The 14,951-nt window shown below is 49.8% G+C and carries 10 protein-coding genes; 4 read left to right on the forward strand and 6 right to left on the reverse strand.

The genetic code is table 11. The annotated features are described in order from the left end of the window. Window positions 1-5: 5 nt before the first annotated feature. Entirely contained in the window at window positions 6-2,051 is a 2,046-nt protein-coding gene (gene prlC / locus CWE23_RS11330; RefSeq protein WP_126820313.1) for an oligopeptidase A, read from the reverse strand. 180 nt (window positions 2,052-2,231) lie between these two features. Between prlC and CWE23_RS11335 the strand changes: the two genes are divergently transcribed. From CWE23_RS11335 to CWE23_RS11345, 3 genes are all read left to right on the forward strand, one after another. Further along, a complete protein-coding gene (locus tag CWE23_RS11335) occupies window positions 2,232-4,520 on the forward strand; it encodes a S9 family peptidase (protein ID WP_126820314.1) in 2,289 nt (762 codons plus the stop codon). A 125-nt stretch (window positions 4,521-4,645) separates the two neighbouring features. After that, the gene (gorA, locus tag CWE23_RS11340; protein ID WP_126820315.1) at window positions 4,646-5,998 is read left to right on the forward strand and encodes a glutathione-disulfide reductase; all 1,353 of its coding nucleotides are present in this window, start codon (window positions 4,646-4,648) and stop codon (window positions 5,996-5,998) included. A gap of 169 nt (window positions 5,999-6,167) precedes the next feature. Next, on the forward strand, window positions 6,168-9,053 hold the full coding sequence (locus CWE23_RS11345) for an insulinase family protein (protein WP_126820316.1): 2,886 nt from the start codon (window positions 6,168-6,170) through the stop codon (window positions 9,051-9,053). 60 nt (window positions 9,054-9,113) lie between these two features. On the opposite strand, the gene CWE23_RS11350 is transcribed toward CWE23_RS11345, so the two are convergent. Then, window positions 9,114-9,434, reverse strand: coding sequence for a hypothetical protein (locus CWE23_RS11350; protein ID WP_126820317.1), 321 nt, complete (start codon window positions 9,432-9,434; stop codon window positions 9,114-9,116). A gap of 245 nt (window positions 9,435-9,679) precedes the next feature. On the opposite strand from CWE23_RS11350, the gene CWE23_RS11355 reads away from it, so the two are divergent. Beyond that, window positions 9,680-12,361 (forward strand): putative bifunctional diguanylate cyclase/phosphodiesterase, encoded by a 2,682-nt coding sequence (locus CWE23_RS11355; RefSeq protein WP_126820318.1) that lies wholly within the window; start codon window positions 9,680-9,682, stop codon window positions 12,359-12,361. Here CWE23_RS11355 and CWE23_RS11360 read toward each other — a convergent pair. Genes CWE23_RS11360 through hemH form a run of 4 tightly spaced genes read right to left on the reverse strand, consistent with a single transcriptional unit; the run spans window position 12,345 to window position 14,927 of the window. Then, entirely contained in the window at window positions 12,345-12,836 is a 492-nt protein-coding gene (locus tag CWE23_RS11360) for a hypothetical protein (protein ID WP_241970627.1), read from the reverse strand. The genes CWE23_RS11355 and CWE23_RS11360 overlap by 17 nt on opposite strands. Window positions 12,837-12,869: 33 nt before the next feature. After that, window positions 12,870-13,373: a retropepsin-like aspartic protease family protein gene (locus CWE23_RS11365; RefSeq protein WP_105307390.1), complete on the reverse strand. Its 504-nt coding sequence runs from the start codon at window positions 13,371-13,373 to the stop codon at window positions 12,870-12,872. Then, window positions 13,366-13,809: an OsmC family protein gene (locus tag CWE23_RS11370; RefSeq protein WP_105307391.1), complete on the reverse strand. Its 444-nt coding sequence runs from the start codon at window positions 13,807-13,809 to the stop codon at window positions 13,366-13,368. The genes CWE23_RS11365 and CWE23_RS11370 overlap by 8 nt, the downstream gene beginning before the upstream one ends. A 17-nt stretch (window positions 13,810-13,826) precedes the next feature. Continuing rightward, window positions 13,827-14,927 (reverse strand): ferrochelatase, encoded by a 1,101-nt coding sequence (gene hemH / locus CWE23_RS11375; RefSeq protein ID WP_126820319.1) that lies wholly within the window; start codon window positions 14,925-14,927, stop codon window positions 13,827-13,829. Window positions 14,928-14,951 lie beyond the last annotated feature (24 nt).

Raw genomic sequence — 14,951 nt, forward strand, 5'->3', positions numbered from 1 at the left:
AAGGCTTATGCCGCGATACCGCTGTGTCGGAGTAATGGCGTTACTTCCGGCTCGCGGCCACGGAATTCGACAAATAAGTCAGCAGCACTGCGACTGCCACCGCGTTCGAGAATACACGTTAGGAAATCACGTCCGGTTGCAGCACTAAAGATACCTTCTTCCTCAAACCGAGAAAAAGCATCTGCGGAGAGCACTTCAGCCCACTTGTAACTGTAATACCCTGCGGCATAACCACCGGCAAAAATGTGTCCAAAACTGTGCTGAAAACGGTTGTAAGACGGTGGCATGCGTACGGCAACTTGCTCTCTGACTTGTTGCAGTACGTCATTAATACGTGCTCCCTGCTGTTCGTCGTATTCGCAATGCAGGCGCATATCAAACAGCGAAAACTCAAGTTGTCGAACCATTTGCATGGCCGACTGGAAGTTTTTTGCAGCCAGCATTTTCTCCAGCAGTTCTTCTGGCAACGGTTCACCGGTTTCGTAATGCCCGGAGATATAAGCCAGCGCCTCGGGCTCCCAACACCAATTTTCTAAAAACTGGCTTGGCAACTCGACGGCATCCCATTCCACGCCATTAATCCCAGAAACGCCCGCGGTATCAATTTGCGTGAGCATATGATGCAACCCATGGCCAAATTCGTGGAATAATGTCACCACCTCATCGTGAGTGAATAGCGCCGGTTTACCGCCCACGGGCTTATTGAAGTTACAGGTTAAAAAGGCAACCGGGTTTTGTAGTTCGCCATCCGGCTTTTTACGACGGCCAACGCAGTCGGCCATCCACGCCCCGCCACGTTTGCCGGCGCGTGCGTATAAGTCAAGATAGAAGCTACCGCGCAGTCTGCCATCGGCATCATGAATGCGGAAAAAGCGCACGTGCTGATGCCACTTATTAACGTCTTTTTGTTCGCTGACCGTCATACCGAACAGCCGCTTAACCACCTCAAACAACCCATTTAAAACTTGTTGCTCAGGAAAGTAAGGCCGCAACACTTCATCAGAAATGGCATAACGTTGCTGTTTTAGTTGCTCACTGTAATAGGGCACATCCCAGGCTTCTAGTTCTGTCACCCCTTGCTCAGCAGCGTACTGTTCAACTTCAGCGTATTCTTGTTTCGCCTGCGGTAATGATTTGTCGGCGAGGTCGTTTAGGAACGCCAGCACCTGTTCAGGACTGTCTGCCATTTTCGTGTGCAGCGACATCTCGGCATAGTCATTAAAACCCAGTAACTTGGCTAACTCATGCCGCAATGCCAGTGTTTCGTTCATGATCTCTGTATTATCGAACTGTCCACCGTTTGGTCCGGTCTCGGATGCCCGGGTTGTGAACGCGTAATACATTTCCCGCCGTAATTCCCGATCCTCGGCATACAGCATCACCGGTAGATAACTTGGAATGTCCAAGGTGAATAACCACCCACCCTGCTCCCCGGCGGCTTCTGCAGCAGCTTCTTTGATGCTGTCCGGGAGACCGGCTAGGCGTTCCTCATCGGTAATGTGACAGGTCCAGGCATGGGTCGCATCGAGCAGATGATTACTGAACTGCGATGACAACTCCGACAGCCGGCTGGTGATTTGTGCATAACGTTGCTTATCAGCGTCGTCGAGATCAACGCCCGACAAATGAAAATCACGCAGGGTATCGGTAATCAGCTTTTGTTGCGCCTCGCTCAGCGTTTCAAACTCATCACTGTGACGCAACGACTGATACGCATCGAATAGGCCCCGATGCTGACCGACAAAAGTGCTGTAGTCCGATAGTAGCGGTAAACAGGCATCATGAGCCTCGCGCAGCTCTGCCGTACTTACCACGGCATTAAGGTGCGATACAGGCGCCCACACTTTTTCAATAGCTTCGTCGGCATCGGTCAATGGTTCCACTAACCCGTTCCAGCTAAAGTCACCGGCCGCCAGCACATCGTCAATCGTACCTCTGGCCTCTGCCAAGCGTTGCTTAACCGCTGGCACGATATGTTCCGGTTTAATGGCTTCAAAATCCGGCAGGCTCTCGCCGCTTTCGTGCACCGCTAACAGTGGGTTATCGCTCATCTTTGCCTCATCAATTTATCTAACGTAATAATCTACGGATTAACTCTGGATATTGGGCTATTTGTCTCATCTTCAAGTCAAGCCTCTGACTTTCGCGTTCGGTTAAGCTATCATCATAGGCACAAAAATTTCGACACCCATGTGCCAACTATCGTTTTCTAATAATAAAAAGGCTTACCAATGTCCGTTTGTAAACCATTTATTCTTCCTTTGCTGGCCGGTGCTTTTACGGTTATCTCGCTGAGCGGCTGCAGTAGTACCGATACGGTGCCAGTCACTGAGATCGCTCAGACTGACCGCCAGCCCCTGAACATTGAGTCCATTTATGCCAGTGATACTTTCCGCTTAGAGTATCCGGCGCCCACTCGCTGGTTGGAAGATGGCTCAGGCTATACCACTCTCGAAGCGTCAGACTCTGCTAACGGTCGGGATATTGTTCGTTACCATCCGGAAACCAACCAACGCGATGTTCTGGTCAGTGCCGAACAACTGACACCTAAAGAGGCTGAACGAGCCCTTGATATCGCCGATTATCAGTGGTCTGCCGACGGTAGCAAAGTATTAATTTTTACCAACACCAAGCGTTCATGGCGTACTCATACACTGGGTGACTACTGGGTTCTTGATCGCAACAGCAACGAGCTCCGGCAGTTAGGTGGTAACGCACCCGAATCAACGCTACAGTTTGCTAAATTTAATCCGCAGGGTGATAAAGTCGCCTACGTGATGCAGAACAACATTTACGTACAGGACCTGACTGACTTTAACATTACGCCGATAACCGCGGATGGCGATGAGTTTATCGTGAATGGCACATTTGATTGGGTGAACGAAGAAGAGTTTTTCCTTCGTGATGGTTTCCGCTGGAGTCCCGACGGTGAGCATATTGCCTATTGGCAGTTGAATACCGAAGGCACTCCGTTATTCACCATGATCAACAATACCGATGAGCTCTATCCGACGCTCAAGCAGTTTCCTTATCCGAAAGTGGGTGAGGTCAATGCATCAATGCGCATCGGCGTCGTTGACGCCAATGGCGGTGATACCACCTGGATGCAAACGCCCGGTGACCCACGCCAACACTATTTAGTTCGTATGCAGTGGGCGGGCAACAATCAGCAACTCCTGATTCAACAGCTAACCCGGAAACAACACATTAATCGCGTATTTCTTAGCGACATTAACAACGGCAAAACCCAGGAACTGATCCGCGAAACCACAGAATCATGGGCAGAGTATGTCGATGACGTTAAATTTATGGACAACGGTGAGCGTTTCACCTGGCTGTCCGAACGCTCGGGTTACCGCCACCTCTACGTGGTCAATAAATCTTCGGGCGCAATGACGGCGGTAACCCAGGGCAAATGGGATGTGGTTGAAGTCCTGCGAATCAATGAGTCCAGTGGCTGGGTTTATTTTATCGCGTCACCGGAGAACCCTCTTGAGCGCTACTTATTCCGGGCGACCTTAGACGGCAGCGGAGTGCTACAGCGGTTAACTCCGGATCAGGCTGGCACCCATGCGTACAGCATTTCTCAGGACGGTCGCTATGCCGAGCACACGTTCAGTGCCGTTGACCAGGTACCGCAAACCCATATGGTTCGACTGCCTGAACACGACGTCATTCGTCCGGTTGTTGTTAACCAGGACGTACAGCAAGCTGTCGATAACATCCAGCGTCAGCCACTCGAGTTTTTCCGCGTCGAAGCGCGCGATGGCGTTGCGCTGGACGGCTATATTATGCGTCCGGCAGATTTTGATCCCAGCAAAAAATACCCCATTTTGTTTTATGTTTACGGCGAGCCCTGGGGTCAAACCGTCGCCAATAAATGGGGAGGATCAACCTACCTGTGGCACACCATGCTCACGCAACAGGGCTATATTGTTGCCTCCATAGACAACCGCGGTACTAAGTCTCCACGCGGCTTTGAATGGCGCCGTTCCATTTACAAAAATCTTGGTGTTATCACCGTACGTGATCAGTACGACGCCTTGCAGGCAATGGCCGAGCGCTGGGAATTTATCGATACTGACCGAGTCGGTATTTGGGGTCATAGCGGTGGCGGTTCACAAACCCTCAATGCGCTATTCCGTTATCCCGACACCTATCACATGGGCATGGCGCTGGCTCCGGTACCGGATTTAACGCTTTATGACACCATTTATCAGGAACGCTATTCCGGCTTGCTACCGGAATCGGCCGAACGCTATAAAGAAACCTCGGCGATCACGCATGCCGAACATTTACAGGGCGACTTGTTACTGGTACATGGCACGGGGGACGATAACGTGCACTTTCAGGGTTCTGAACGACTGGTCAACGAGCTCATAAAACACGGTAAGCAATTTGAGTTTTTTGCGTATCCAAATCGTTCACATGGTATTTACGAGGGTGAGGGAACCGTCCCCCATTTACGCACCATGATGACCGAGTTTGTGCAGGAGCATTTGCCTGCCGGCGGCCGTTAACCGCTGATCTTTCGATAACCGCAATCGGTATTAACACATAACATCACCCCGTATCTGCATTGCATGATGCGGGGTTTTTCTTCAAGATAAGCGCATTTATAGGTTTTTTACAGGAGTTAAGCAGTATGAGCAGACATTATGACTACCTTGCAATTGGTGCCGGCAGCGGCGGCATTGCATCAGCCAACCGCGCCGCTATTCGTGGTGCTAAAGCGGCGGTTATCGAAGCCAAAGCGGTTGGCGGCACATGCGTTAACGTAGGGTGTGTTCCCAAGAAAGTCATGTGGTATGGCGCTCATGTTGCAGAAGCTCTGAAATACTCACCAGCCTATGGTTTCGACGTCGAGCAGAAAGGATTCGACTGGGCCACCATGGTGAAAAATCGTGAAGCCTACATCGAACGAATCCATGGTGGTTATCATCGTGGCTTTCAGGGTAACGGGGTTGAGTTTATCGAAGGCTTCGCAAAATTTGTCGATCATCGTACCGTAGAAGTGAATGGCGAGCACATCACCGCCGATCACATTACCATCGCAACCGGTGGCCGTCCTCTGATTCCTGAGATCCCTGGTGCGGAATACGGCATCGACTCAGATGGCTTCTTTGCTCTCACAGAACAGCCCAAGAAAGCCGCTGTCGTAGGCGCGGGCTATATCGCCGTGGAAATCGCCGGCGTGTTTCACGCGTTAGGTACTGACACGCATTTACTGGTACGTCGTGATCGCCCGCTACGGAATTTTGACAAATACATCACCGATGGCCTGCTCGAACGGATGAAACAAGACGGTCCCGAGTTGCATACCGAAACCACGGTCAAAGAGGTGGTGAAAGAAGCCGATGGAACACTGACACTGCACTATGAAAATGGACAGTCACTGCAAGGCGTTGATTGTCTGGTTTGGGCCATCGGCCGAGTTCCGGCAACCGACAGTATTAATATCGAGTGTACGGGTGTAGAACTGGATGCCGACGGCTTTATTCAGGTTGATAAGTACCAGAATACCAACGTCCAGGGTATTTATGCCGTTGGTGATAATACCGGAGCTGCCGCGCTGACCCCGGTCGCAATCAAAGCTGGCCGGCAATTGGCTGAGCGACTGTTCAATGACATGCCGGATGCGCACATGGATTACGACAATATTCCAACCGTCGTTTTCAGTCACCCCACCATTGGTACGGTAGGACTGAGCGAAGAAGATGCTATCGTTAAATACGGCGCCAGCAATATCAAAGTGTATACGTCATCGTTCGCCGCCATGTACAACGCGGTCACACCTCACCGTGCACTCAGTTATTTCAAGTTGGTGTGCTACGGTCCGGAAGAAAAAGTGGTTGGCATTCATGGTATCGGCGAAGGTATGGATGAAATCTTACAGGGCTTCGCCGTAGCGGTGAAAATGGGCGCCCGCAAATCCGATCTGGATGCTACGGTTGCCTTGCACCCGACCTCTGCCGAAGAGTTCGTAACGCTGCGCTAAGCCGCACTCCTCGTTGTCACAAGCCGGCTATAATGCCGGCTTTTTATTGCCCGTAAGGCGTTGTTAAAACTCTGTTACAAAGTTTCTGCCAGAAGCACTGCGATTGTCTAAGCCTTAATGCTAGAGTCATACTAACCACTATGACCCCATGTATTGAGAAACCATCATCATGAAAAAACTAGTACTTGCTACTGCCATTAGCAGCGCATTGTTAGCCGCTGGTTGTGCACCCACCGATAGTACAACCGCACAAAACGCATTAACCACCGCTCCAGAGGCTGTCGAGAGCGTCATTAAAAGCCCGAATGACCAACGCGAATACCGCACCATCACATTAGATAACGAGCTACAAATCCTGTTGGTGTCTGACCCCTCGACCGAAAAATCAGCCGCCTCGCTGAGTGTCGATGTCGGTTTGTTACACGACCCCATGACCCAGCAAGGTATGGCGCACTATCTCGAACATATGTTGTTCCTGGGCACCGAAAAATACCCGGATACCAACGGTTACAGCGAGTTCATGAGCAGTAACGGCGGTAGCCAGAACGCGTACACATGGTTGGATATTACCAACTACATGTTTAAGGTGAACAACAACGCCTATGACGAAGGTCTTGATCGTTTCTCCGACTTTTTTAAAGCACCGATGCTTTACCCGGAATATGTTGATAAAGAGCGTAATGCCGTTAACGCTGAGTGGTCAATGCGCCGCGAAATGGACTTCTTCGGTCAGTTTAAACTGGGCCGCGCACTACTGGGCGATCATCCCGCTAACCGGTTCCTGATCGGAAACCTGGAAACGTTAAGCGACAAAGAAGACAGTAAGCTACACGAAGAAACGGTAAAATTTTACAACCAGTATTATTCCGCCAATATCATGACAGTTGCCATGCTGAGCAACCGTTCGTTGGATGAAATGGAAGCACTGGCTCGTAAACATTTTGCCAGCATTGAAAATGATGACATCGAAAACCCTGAAGTAACCGATGCCATCGACTTTACCGAAGTGGGTTCAAAACGCATTCACTATGTGCCAAACGAAGACGTCAAACAGCTTAAACTGGAATTTATTATTGGTAACAACCAAGATCAGTTTGCGGTTAAGCCCAACCGATACGTCACTTACTTGCTCGGCTCTGAAATGCCTGGCACACCGGCTGCAACACTGAAGCAGGCAGGCCTGATTTCCAGCCTCAATGCGTCGGCAGCACCAGATTATTATGAAAATTACGGCGTGCTCTCGATTGATTTTGAACTGACCGATGCCGGTATGCAGCAACGTGAAGAGATTATTCGCGTGATGATGAACTACATCGAGCAAGTTAAAGAAAACGGCGTTGACGAAAAATACTTCAAAGAAATTCGTACCAGCTTACAAAACCGCTTCCGCTTTCTCGAGAAAGGTGATGAGTTCAGCTACGTTTCATCCCTTGCCGAAGCCATGCAGAATTATCCGGCGGAATACGTGATCAGCGCACCGTTCGAATTCCAGCGCTTTAACCCGAACGCCATCAATGATGTGCTGGATCAACTCACCCCTGAACGGCTGCGTATCTGGTATATCAGCCAACAGGAGCCGCATGACAGCGAACTGAAGTTCTATGATGGTAAGTACAAGGTCGTCAACCTTGATAACGAACAGTTGAAACAATATCAACAGCCCGCGAAGATTGCGGTCACGCTGCCGAAAGTCAATGAGCTGCTGCCGGAAAGTTTCGCTCTGCGTGATAACGAAGCTTTTGATAAACCAGAGGTTGTCATCGACGAAGACGGTTTCACGGTCTGGCAGTATCCGAGTCAGGAGTTTGCTGACCAGCCGCGCGGCATTTTTACCGTTAACTTAAATAATCCGGCCACCATAACGGATATTGATAAGCATGTACTTGCTGCAATCTGGCGCGACCTCTACAGCTTAAACACCAGCGCACTTGATACCGAAGCTGGTATTGCTGGTATGAACCTGAGCCTGGCAAACGGCGTTGGCATGACGCTAACGGTATCGGGCTTTACCGATAAGCAACCCGAACTGCTTAGCCGCGCACTCGAACAATTGACCTTCGAGGTGGACGAAAGAGCCTTCAAACAGGCCGTTGATCGCTATGTCCGGGGCTTAAAAAACCGGGGGCAACAGTTCCCGCTGTACCAATCGTTTGATGCTTATGGCAGTGTTATTCGCGAAGGCAGTTTTGCGGAGGATGCGCTGATCGACACCGCCCAGTCATTGGCCGCCGACGATCTGGAACAATTTATGTCAGAATTACTGTCGTCCAACAACGTTCGAGCCTTTGCCTTCGGTAACTATAACCAGCAAGACGTTGATCGCGCCGTTGCACGTATCCGCGCTCAACTGCCGGCGGATCGCACCATCAGCGATTACCGCTATGCTCGTTTTTACGAGCCCCAGGCTAATACCTCCGTGGTATTACGTAAAGACTTGGAAGTGGCTGACGTCGGTATCGTCGATGTACACATGCACCCTGAGCCGGGTTTTGCCACTCAAGCCGCCGGTACCGTGCTGCAGAACCATTTCCGGACCGCTGCGTTCGATACGCTGCGAACCGAAGAACAATTGGCTTATGCCGTCGGTGCCTTCGCGCCGTCACTGGATACGTACAGTGGTTTTGGCCTCTATATTCAGACACCGGTGAAAAATGTGGCCGATATGCAGGCTCGTTTCGACGAGTTTAAGCAAGAATACTGGACTCAGCTCAGCGAGTTATCGACAGAAAAATTCGAGCAGCTCAAAGCCAGTACCTTGGTAACCCTGAATGAGCCTCCGAAAAACCTTAATGAAGAGGTAGCACCATTACTGTCGGACTGGAGTATGCAACGTTTCGATTTTAACAGTAAGCAACAGCTTATCGATGCGGTCGAAACACTTACACTGGACGATGCAAAGGCGTTCTACCAGGCCACGTTACTGGATCCAAATGCGGCGCGCATTTCTGTACAACTGCGCGGTGAAAAGTTTGCCGATCAGCCGTTTGCCGACATTCCAAATATGGAGGTCATTGAACAGTTATCGGATTTCCATGCGGAGATGCCGAAACAATAAACGTTTCGGAACAACAGAAAAAGGCAGCCCTTCAGTGGCTGCCTTTTTATTGATAAGCGCTCATTTCTGCGATGCACCATTAACTAACTTACCGCCGGCGCCCTGCGGTGTAGCGGCGACCCGGAACTGCTGTTCAGCTCGTGCGCCGACGGCCATGATCTCGGCAGCGGTTAATGCCCGATTACTTTGCCACAGTTGCAACGCAATTTCCTGTTGCGCGAGCTGCACAGATCCGCGCAAACCAGTAGCGCTTGCGTAACTTTGCGGACTGACCTTAAAGGTCTGTTCCACTTTGTGAGATGGCTCTCGTACTTCACCTGCCAACGCAGAACCACAAACCAAAGAGACAGCTAATACCAAACTTCCAATACCTGCTTTCATATGACACCTCGTGACGGCCTCTAACGGTATACATTAAGTCGTTGTCATGACCCAAAAGGTTGTATTGAACTGCAAATAATTACCAACCTGACGTTAGACTAGTCCATACGAAAAGAATTGCTGTTTAACAACGTAATAAACTGTAACCAGGTGCGTCTTGTTAAAATTGGTTTACATCACCTGCTAGCGCGCTAATATGGGGGTTTACGACACTGTCCAACTGCTGACCACGCCAAGGAGTCCGGGTGCTAAAGCAATTAACGGAGAACGTTGCCTCCTCACTCGTTACACTCATAGCGATTAGCTGTGTAATGCTTGGGATGGCCGGCTTTAGCAACCTTGTTGTCAGCGATAACGCGGACATTATGCCGATCATGACGCCGCTACTGTCACTCACCACGTTAATAACCGGTGTGGCAATTGTGAGTTATCAGTTGCAACAATGGCTCATCACGCGGTTGTTGGGACTGATTCTGATAGTCCTTGGCGTTTATGCAGCAGGCTGGCTGACCCTGCAAATCTCGTTATGGTTGCCCACCACATCTATGGTCGTTGGTTTGGTACTGCTGGCGTCGTCAAACCGTGCGCTATCCGCACAAATTTGCCGCTGGAGCGGACTGCTTTTGTTACTCTTCGCAACCGGATTGTTTGTATCGCTTTGGTTGCGCGGTTACACCACCTCCTGGGCCACTAACCCTATTGCTGTAACGGCTGCGATGGTGATCATACTGTTAGTCGGAGGCGCTTTTCTATTACTGCCCAAAGCATTGGAGCAACCAACAAAACGCAATTTTTCCGGTATTCTTGTTGCGGCCACTATCGTAATCGCTACGGTAGTCATTTGGGGCATACTCTCCAATGAACACATCGATAACATTAAAAGCCGCGGCGCACTGAACCTGCAAAAATCCAGTGAAGCCATAAGCTCACGGTTGGATATACAAAATAAGGCATTGGTGCGGCTGGTCAGTCGCTGGAATCATGTCGCCGAGGACAGTTGGGAACAGTTGATTGAAGTCGACACCACAACCTACCTCAATGATTTTGAGTTAATCCAGGCCATGATGCTCTACCAACAACAGGAGTTCGACAATCCGCTGTTGACCAAGGCAACCGCTCCGGCCGAATTGTTAATCGCGGATATCGATAGCATCAAAACCTGGCGCCAACAGCAGTTCAAGCAACAGGGTGCCGTTGTCGTTGAAGACTCTCTGGCCACCAACGAACCCCGCTTTATTCTGGTTTTTCCGATCAATAATCCGCATTATCCTGCACGCCAATTGCTGGTGGTATTGAATCTGAAAAAGTTGCTGTCCGTCAGCAAAATCAGCTACCTCGATTATTTTGACACCTATTTAAAGCTCTCCGACGATTACTTTTTACCGATAAACAGTCAAGCGTTTGCTCCGTTATCTAAACATGAGCTAGCGAAGAAACATTTTTTCCAATTATCGACATCACTGCCCGTATTTGGCGAGCAACCGATGACGTTTCATGCGGTCCTCAATGAACCTGGAATTTTCTGGCAAAATGCGGCGATTAACCAAGCCGTGCTATTGGTGGGATTACTGCTTGCAGCGTTATTCCTGGCAACCTTTGACATCAACCGTCGGTTAAACCGGGAACGCAAAAAACTGTTTACCGTCGCACAGTTTGACAGTGTTACTCAACTGATCCGAAGAGACGTGCTTGAGCAACGCATGACCGAATACTTGCAAAAAAGCCCGCATCTCAGTTGTTGCGTTTTGTTCATCGATCTTGATGGCTTTAAAGCGATCAACGACAACCTCGGGCTACGCATAGGCAATAAACTCCTGCACAGTGTCGCCAGACGCTTACAGCAAAACCAGCAGGATAATTTGCAAATCGCTCGCTTTAGCGGTGATGAGTTCATCGTCTTTGCCCCCGATACGGATCTGCAGAAAGGTCGGGAGCTGGCAAAAACGTTTTTGCGTCAGATCAGAGAGAAGTTCGACTTTTATGAACTCGATTTGTATTTAACCGCCAGTATTGGTCTGTCGGTTTCTAAATTCCACAGCACCGATGCAGAACTGTTAATTCAAAATGCCGACGTCGCCATGAGTCACGCGAAACGCAGTGGTGGTAATACGTTCGAGGTGTTCGCGGACAAAATGGCAATACAATACGAACACGAACTGCATTTACGTAATAAACTGCAAAAGGCCATCGAACAGCGAGAGTTTGAAGTTTACTACCAGCCCTACGTATCCGCCAGAGGGCAGCGTATTATTGGTGCAGAGGCATTGGTACGCTGGCCGCAACCGGATGGCAGCTTTATTTCTCCGGCGGAATTCATCCCCATTGCGGAGCAAACCGGACAAATCGTTCCACTGTCTAAATTGATCATGCGGGCTGCCATCGCCGACCTCGCTAAATGGCAAGTTGGTAAAAACTTTACGTTATCGATTAATCTATCGGTCAAGCAGTTTCAGCGCGAGAACATTATTGGAACCGTTTCCGAACTCGCCCAAGAATATCAGGTGCCACTGCAACAGTTGCAGTTTGAGTTAACCGAGAGCGTTATGGTCGAGGATGCGCAAAAGGTATTCCGGGAGCTGGCTGAACTCAGAACCATCGGTTGCCGGGTGGCGATTGATGACTTCGGTACCGGATTCTCCTCGCTCTCATACTTAAGCCGGCTACCCATTGATACACTAAAAATTGACCGTGAGTTCAGCCAATCGATATTTACCGATCCAGCCAGCCCTACAATTTGTAAAGCCATTACTGATATGGCTCATGGCCTTAACAAGATGGTTATCGTAGAAGGTATCGAGACACCGGAACAGGCCGATTTCTTTATGCGTCAGGGCTGCATGGGTCTACAGGGGTTTCTGTTCTATAAACCCATGCCTTTTGACGAATTCGATAAAACGCTGGCGGCGGAGACTACTCAACACGAGTAACGCGGAAGCGGCGATTAGCGCCTTCCCGTCCAAAAAAGAAAGAGTTCAAGGCACCACGTTCAATGTAGTAAGTGTCCTCTTCATCCCAACTGAAATACCCGACACTTTCAGTTTGTTTCCAAACTTGTCCGTTGGCCAGCGTAATAATCCAGTTGCCATAAGGATCTTGTCTGCGGCTGGCAATCTCGACGGTCAGTTTGTCGATGCTCTCCATGTCCTTGGCATTTTTATGCTCAATACCAAAGCGTGCGGCAGCATCGCGATGAGTTTGCTGACGCTCGGCTTTTACGGCCTTTTGCGGTTGTTCTTGGGGCGGGTTATCACTGTATTTTTCCGCCAACTTGTCAAAACAGACAAGACGCTGCAATGAATCTTCAATGGTGGCACAGCGTTGCAATTCATCCTGCTGCGCGCTCACCGGCATCGATGCCGTTACCGCCGCAAGTGCTAAAACCAAACTTACACGAGAAAACATGTTGCTACCTCTTATTCAATACGAAACTCTGCACTAGTACCGTATCGTTAACGTATCGCCCTTCTGTGTCAACTCAAACTGTTTCAGTGCGCTCATCCCCAACAAAATAATGTCGCCATCCATGCCGGGGGTGATTGAGGCCTGCACATCGTCTAACACGATGTCACCCAGTTGCAATTGATCAATCACGGTACGGTAGGTGATGACTCGGCCATTGGCGGTTTGTGACATCCCCTGACGGCCTTTTTTTAGCCCCAGCCGCTGAGCCAATGGCTCGGGAATAGCCACTAAGGTTGCACCGGTATCCAGCAAAAAGGTGACTGGCTGACCATTAACCCGACCTTTCGCAACATAATGACCCATGCGGTTTTGCTCGAGTTGAACGACCAATTGATTGCCCAACTGTTGTGTCGAAACCTGTTGATTAGGATTGAACTGTTGCTGTAGTTTGTCTTCGAAAAACCATACCAGTAATGCCAGAGCCAGGCCCCAGGCGATAAACATAAAGGGTTTACCGAAGCCGGAGCGACTAGACATCCTTCACCTTGGTGTTATTGCTGTCATAAACTTTTACATCAACGTCGATGCCATTGCGGACACTCTGCGTGACCACACAAAAATCTTCAAACTTCTCCAGCGCCTGAGATAAATGCGGTAAGGCATCCTGATCATTGCCTAAAAACAGCTCAACACCGATATTGGTTATGCGCCACCGGCCATCAACACGTTCCAGCTTGCCACTGACGTCAGCACTCACTTTGCCCGGATCATCTTTGTATTTACGCAGTGCAAAAATTAAACTCGCCGCCAGGCAGTTAGCCACTGAGGCTGCCAGCATCCGCGACGGATTCGGGCCTTCACCACTTCCTAAGGGTTCAGGTTCGTCACTGATAACTTCACCAAACTGCCCAAAATCAATGACAAACTTATAATCTTCAAGCAGTTCCAGGCTCAGTTTAAATTCGTTATCCATTTTCCACTGCCCTCCTGTTAATAAGGTAATTGTTGGTTGCTGACCTTATCTGCCTGCGCCTGTCTCACTGCCAGCGCCTCGCTTTGATCCGTAGCAACGGTCCACCCACTCAGGTGGTTCTGAATTAACTGCACCAGTGCGTCAATATGTTGTGGCTCCGCATTTAATGCACTGATGTACTCATAACGCTCACCACCATTTTCGATAAAATACTCTTTATTCTCTTCACCAATCTCTTCAATGGTTTCCAGGCAATCGGCAGAAAAACCCGGACAGAACACCTGCACCGATTTTACCCCCTTCGCCGGTAAACTTTTCATGGTTTCATCGGTGTAAGGTTGTAGCCACTCTTCGCGACCAAACCGTGACTGAAACGTGGTTAAGTATTCACTATCGCTCAATCCAAGCTTTTGCGCTAATAAACGAGACGTTTTGTAGCATTCGCAATGATAAGGGTCACCGTTTTTAAGATAACGAAGGGGAACACCATGATACGAAAAAATCAGTTTATCGGCGCGACCGTGGGTTGCCCAATGGCGCTCAATACGTTCGGCCGCCGCCGCAATAAAAGGTTCAAAGTCGTGATAATGAGTGATGAAACGGAACTCTGGCAACCAACGGCGCTTACTGAAATCCTTCGCGACGGCATCAAAGGTCGAGGCCACCGTCGAAGCTGAGTATTGGGGATACAACGGCAGTACCAGCAACTTACGCACCCCTGCCTGCAGCATTCTATCGATGCGGTCGCTGATGCTCGGCTGACCATAGCGCATCGCAAAGTCCACCACCACCTTATCGCCAAACTGTTGTTTCAGTTGCTTATCAATTGCCGCAGCCTGATCCTGAGTGTGGTAAAGCAACGGCGAACCGCGTTCTGTCCACACCGTTTCATAGGCCTCAGCAGAGCGCTTAGGCCGTATCCGCAGTATCACGCCGTTCAAAATCAATGACCACAGCAGACGCGGCACTTCGACCACCCGGGGGTCGGAAAGAAACTCTTTCAGGTAAGGTTTTAATGCTGCCTTGGTGGGCGCGTCGGGGGTGCCGAGGTTCGTTACAAGCACACCCAGTTTATCGGCCTGCTGATGAGTAAATGCTGGACTGCCGCGATAGTTCATTTCACTGTATTCCTTATAAAAACA

The organism is Idiomarina aquatica (assembly GCF_003987185.1).
In the GTDB taxonomy this organism is placed as follows: domain Bacteria; phylum Pseudomonadota; class Gammaproteobacteria; order Enterobacterales; family Alteromonadaceae; genus Idiomarina; species Idiomarina aquatica.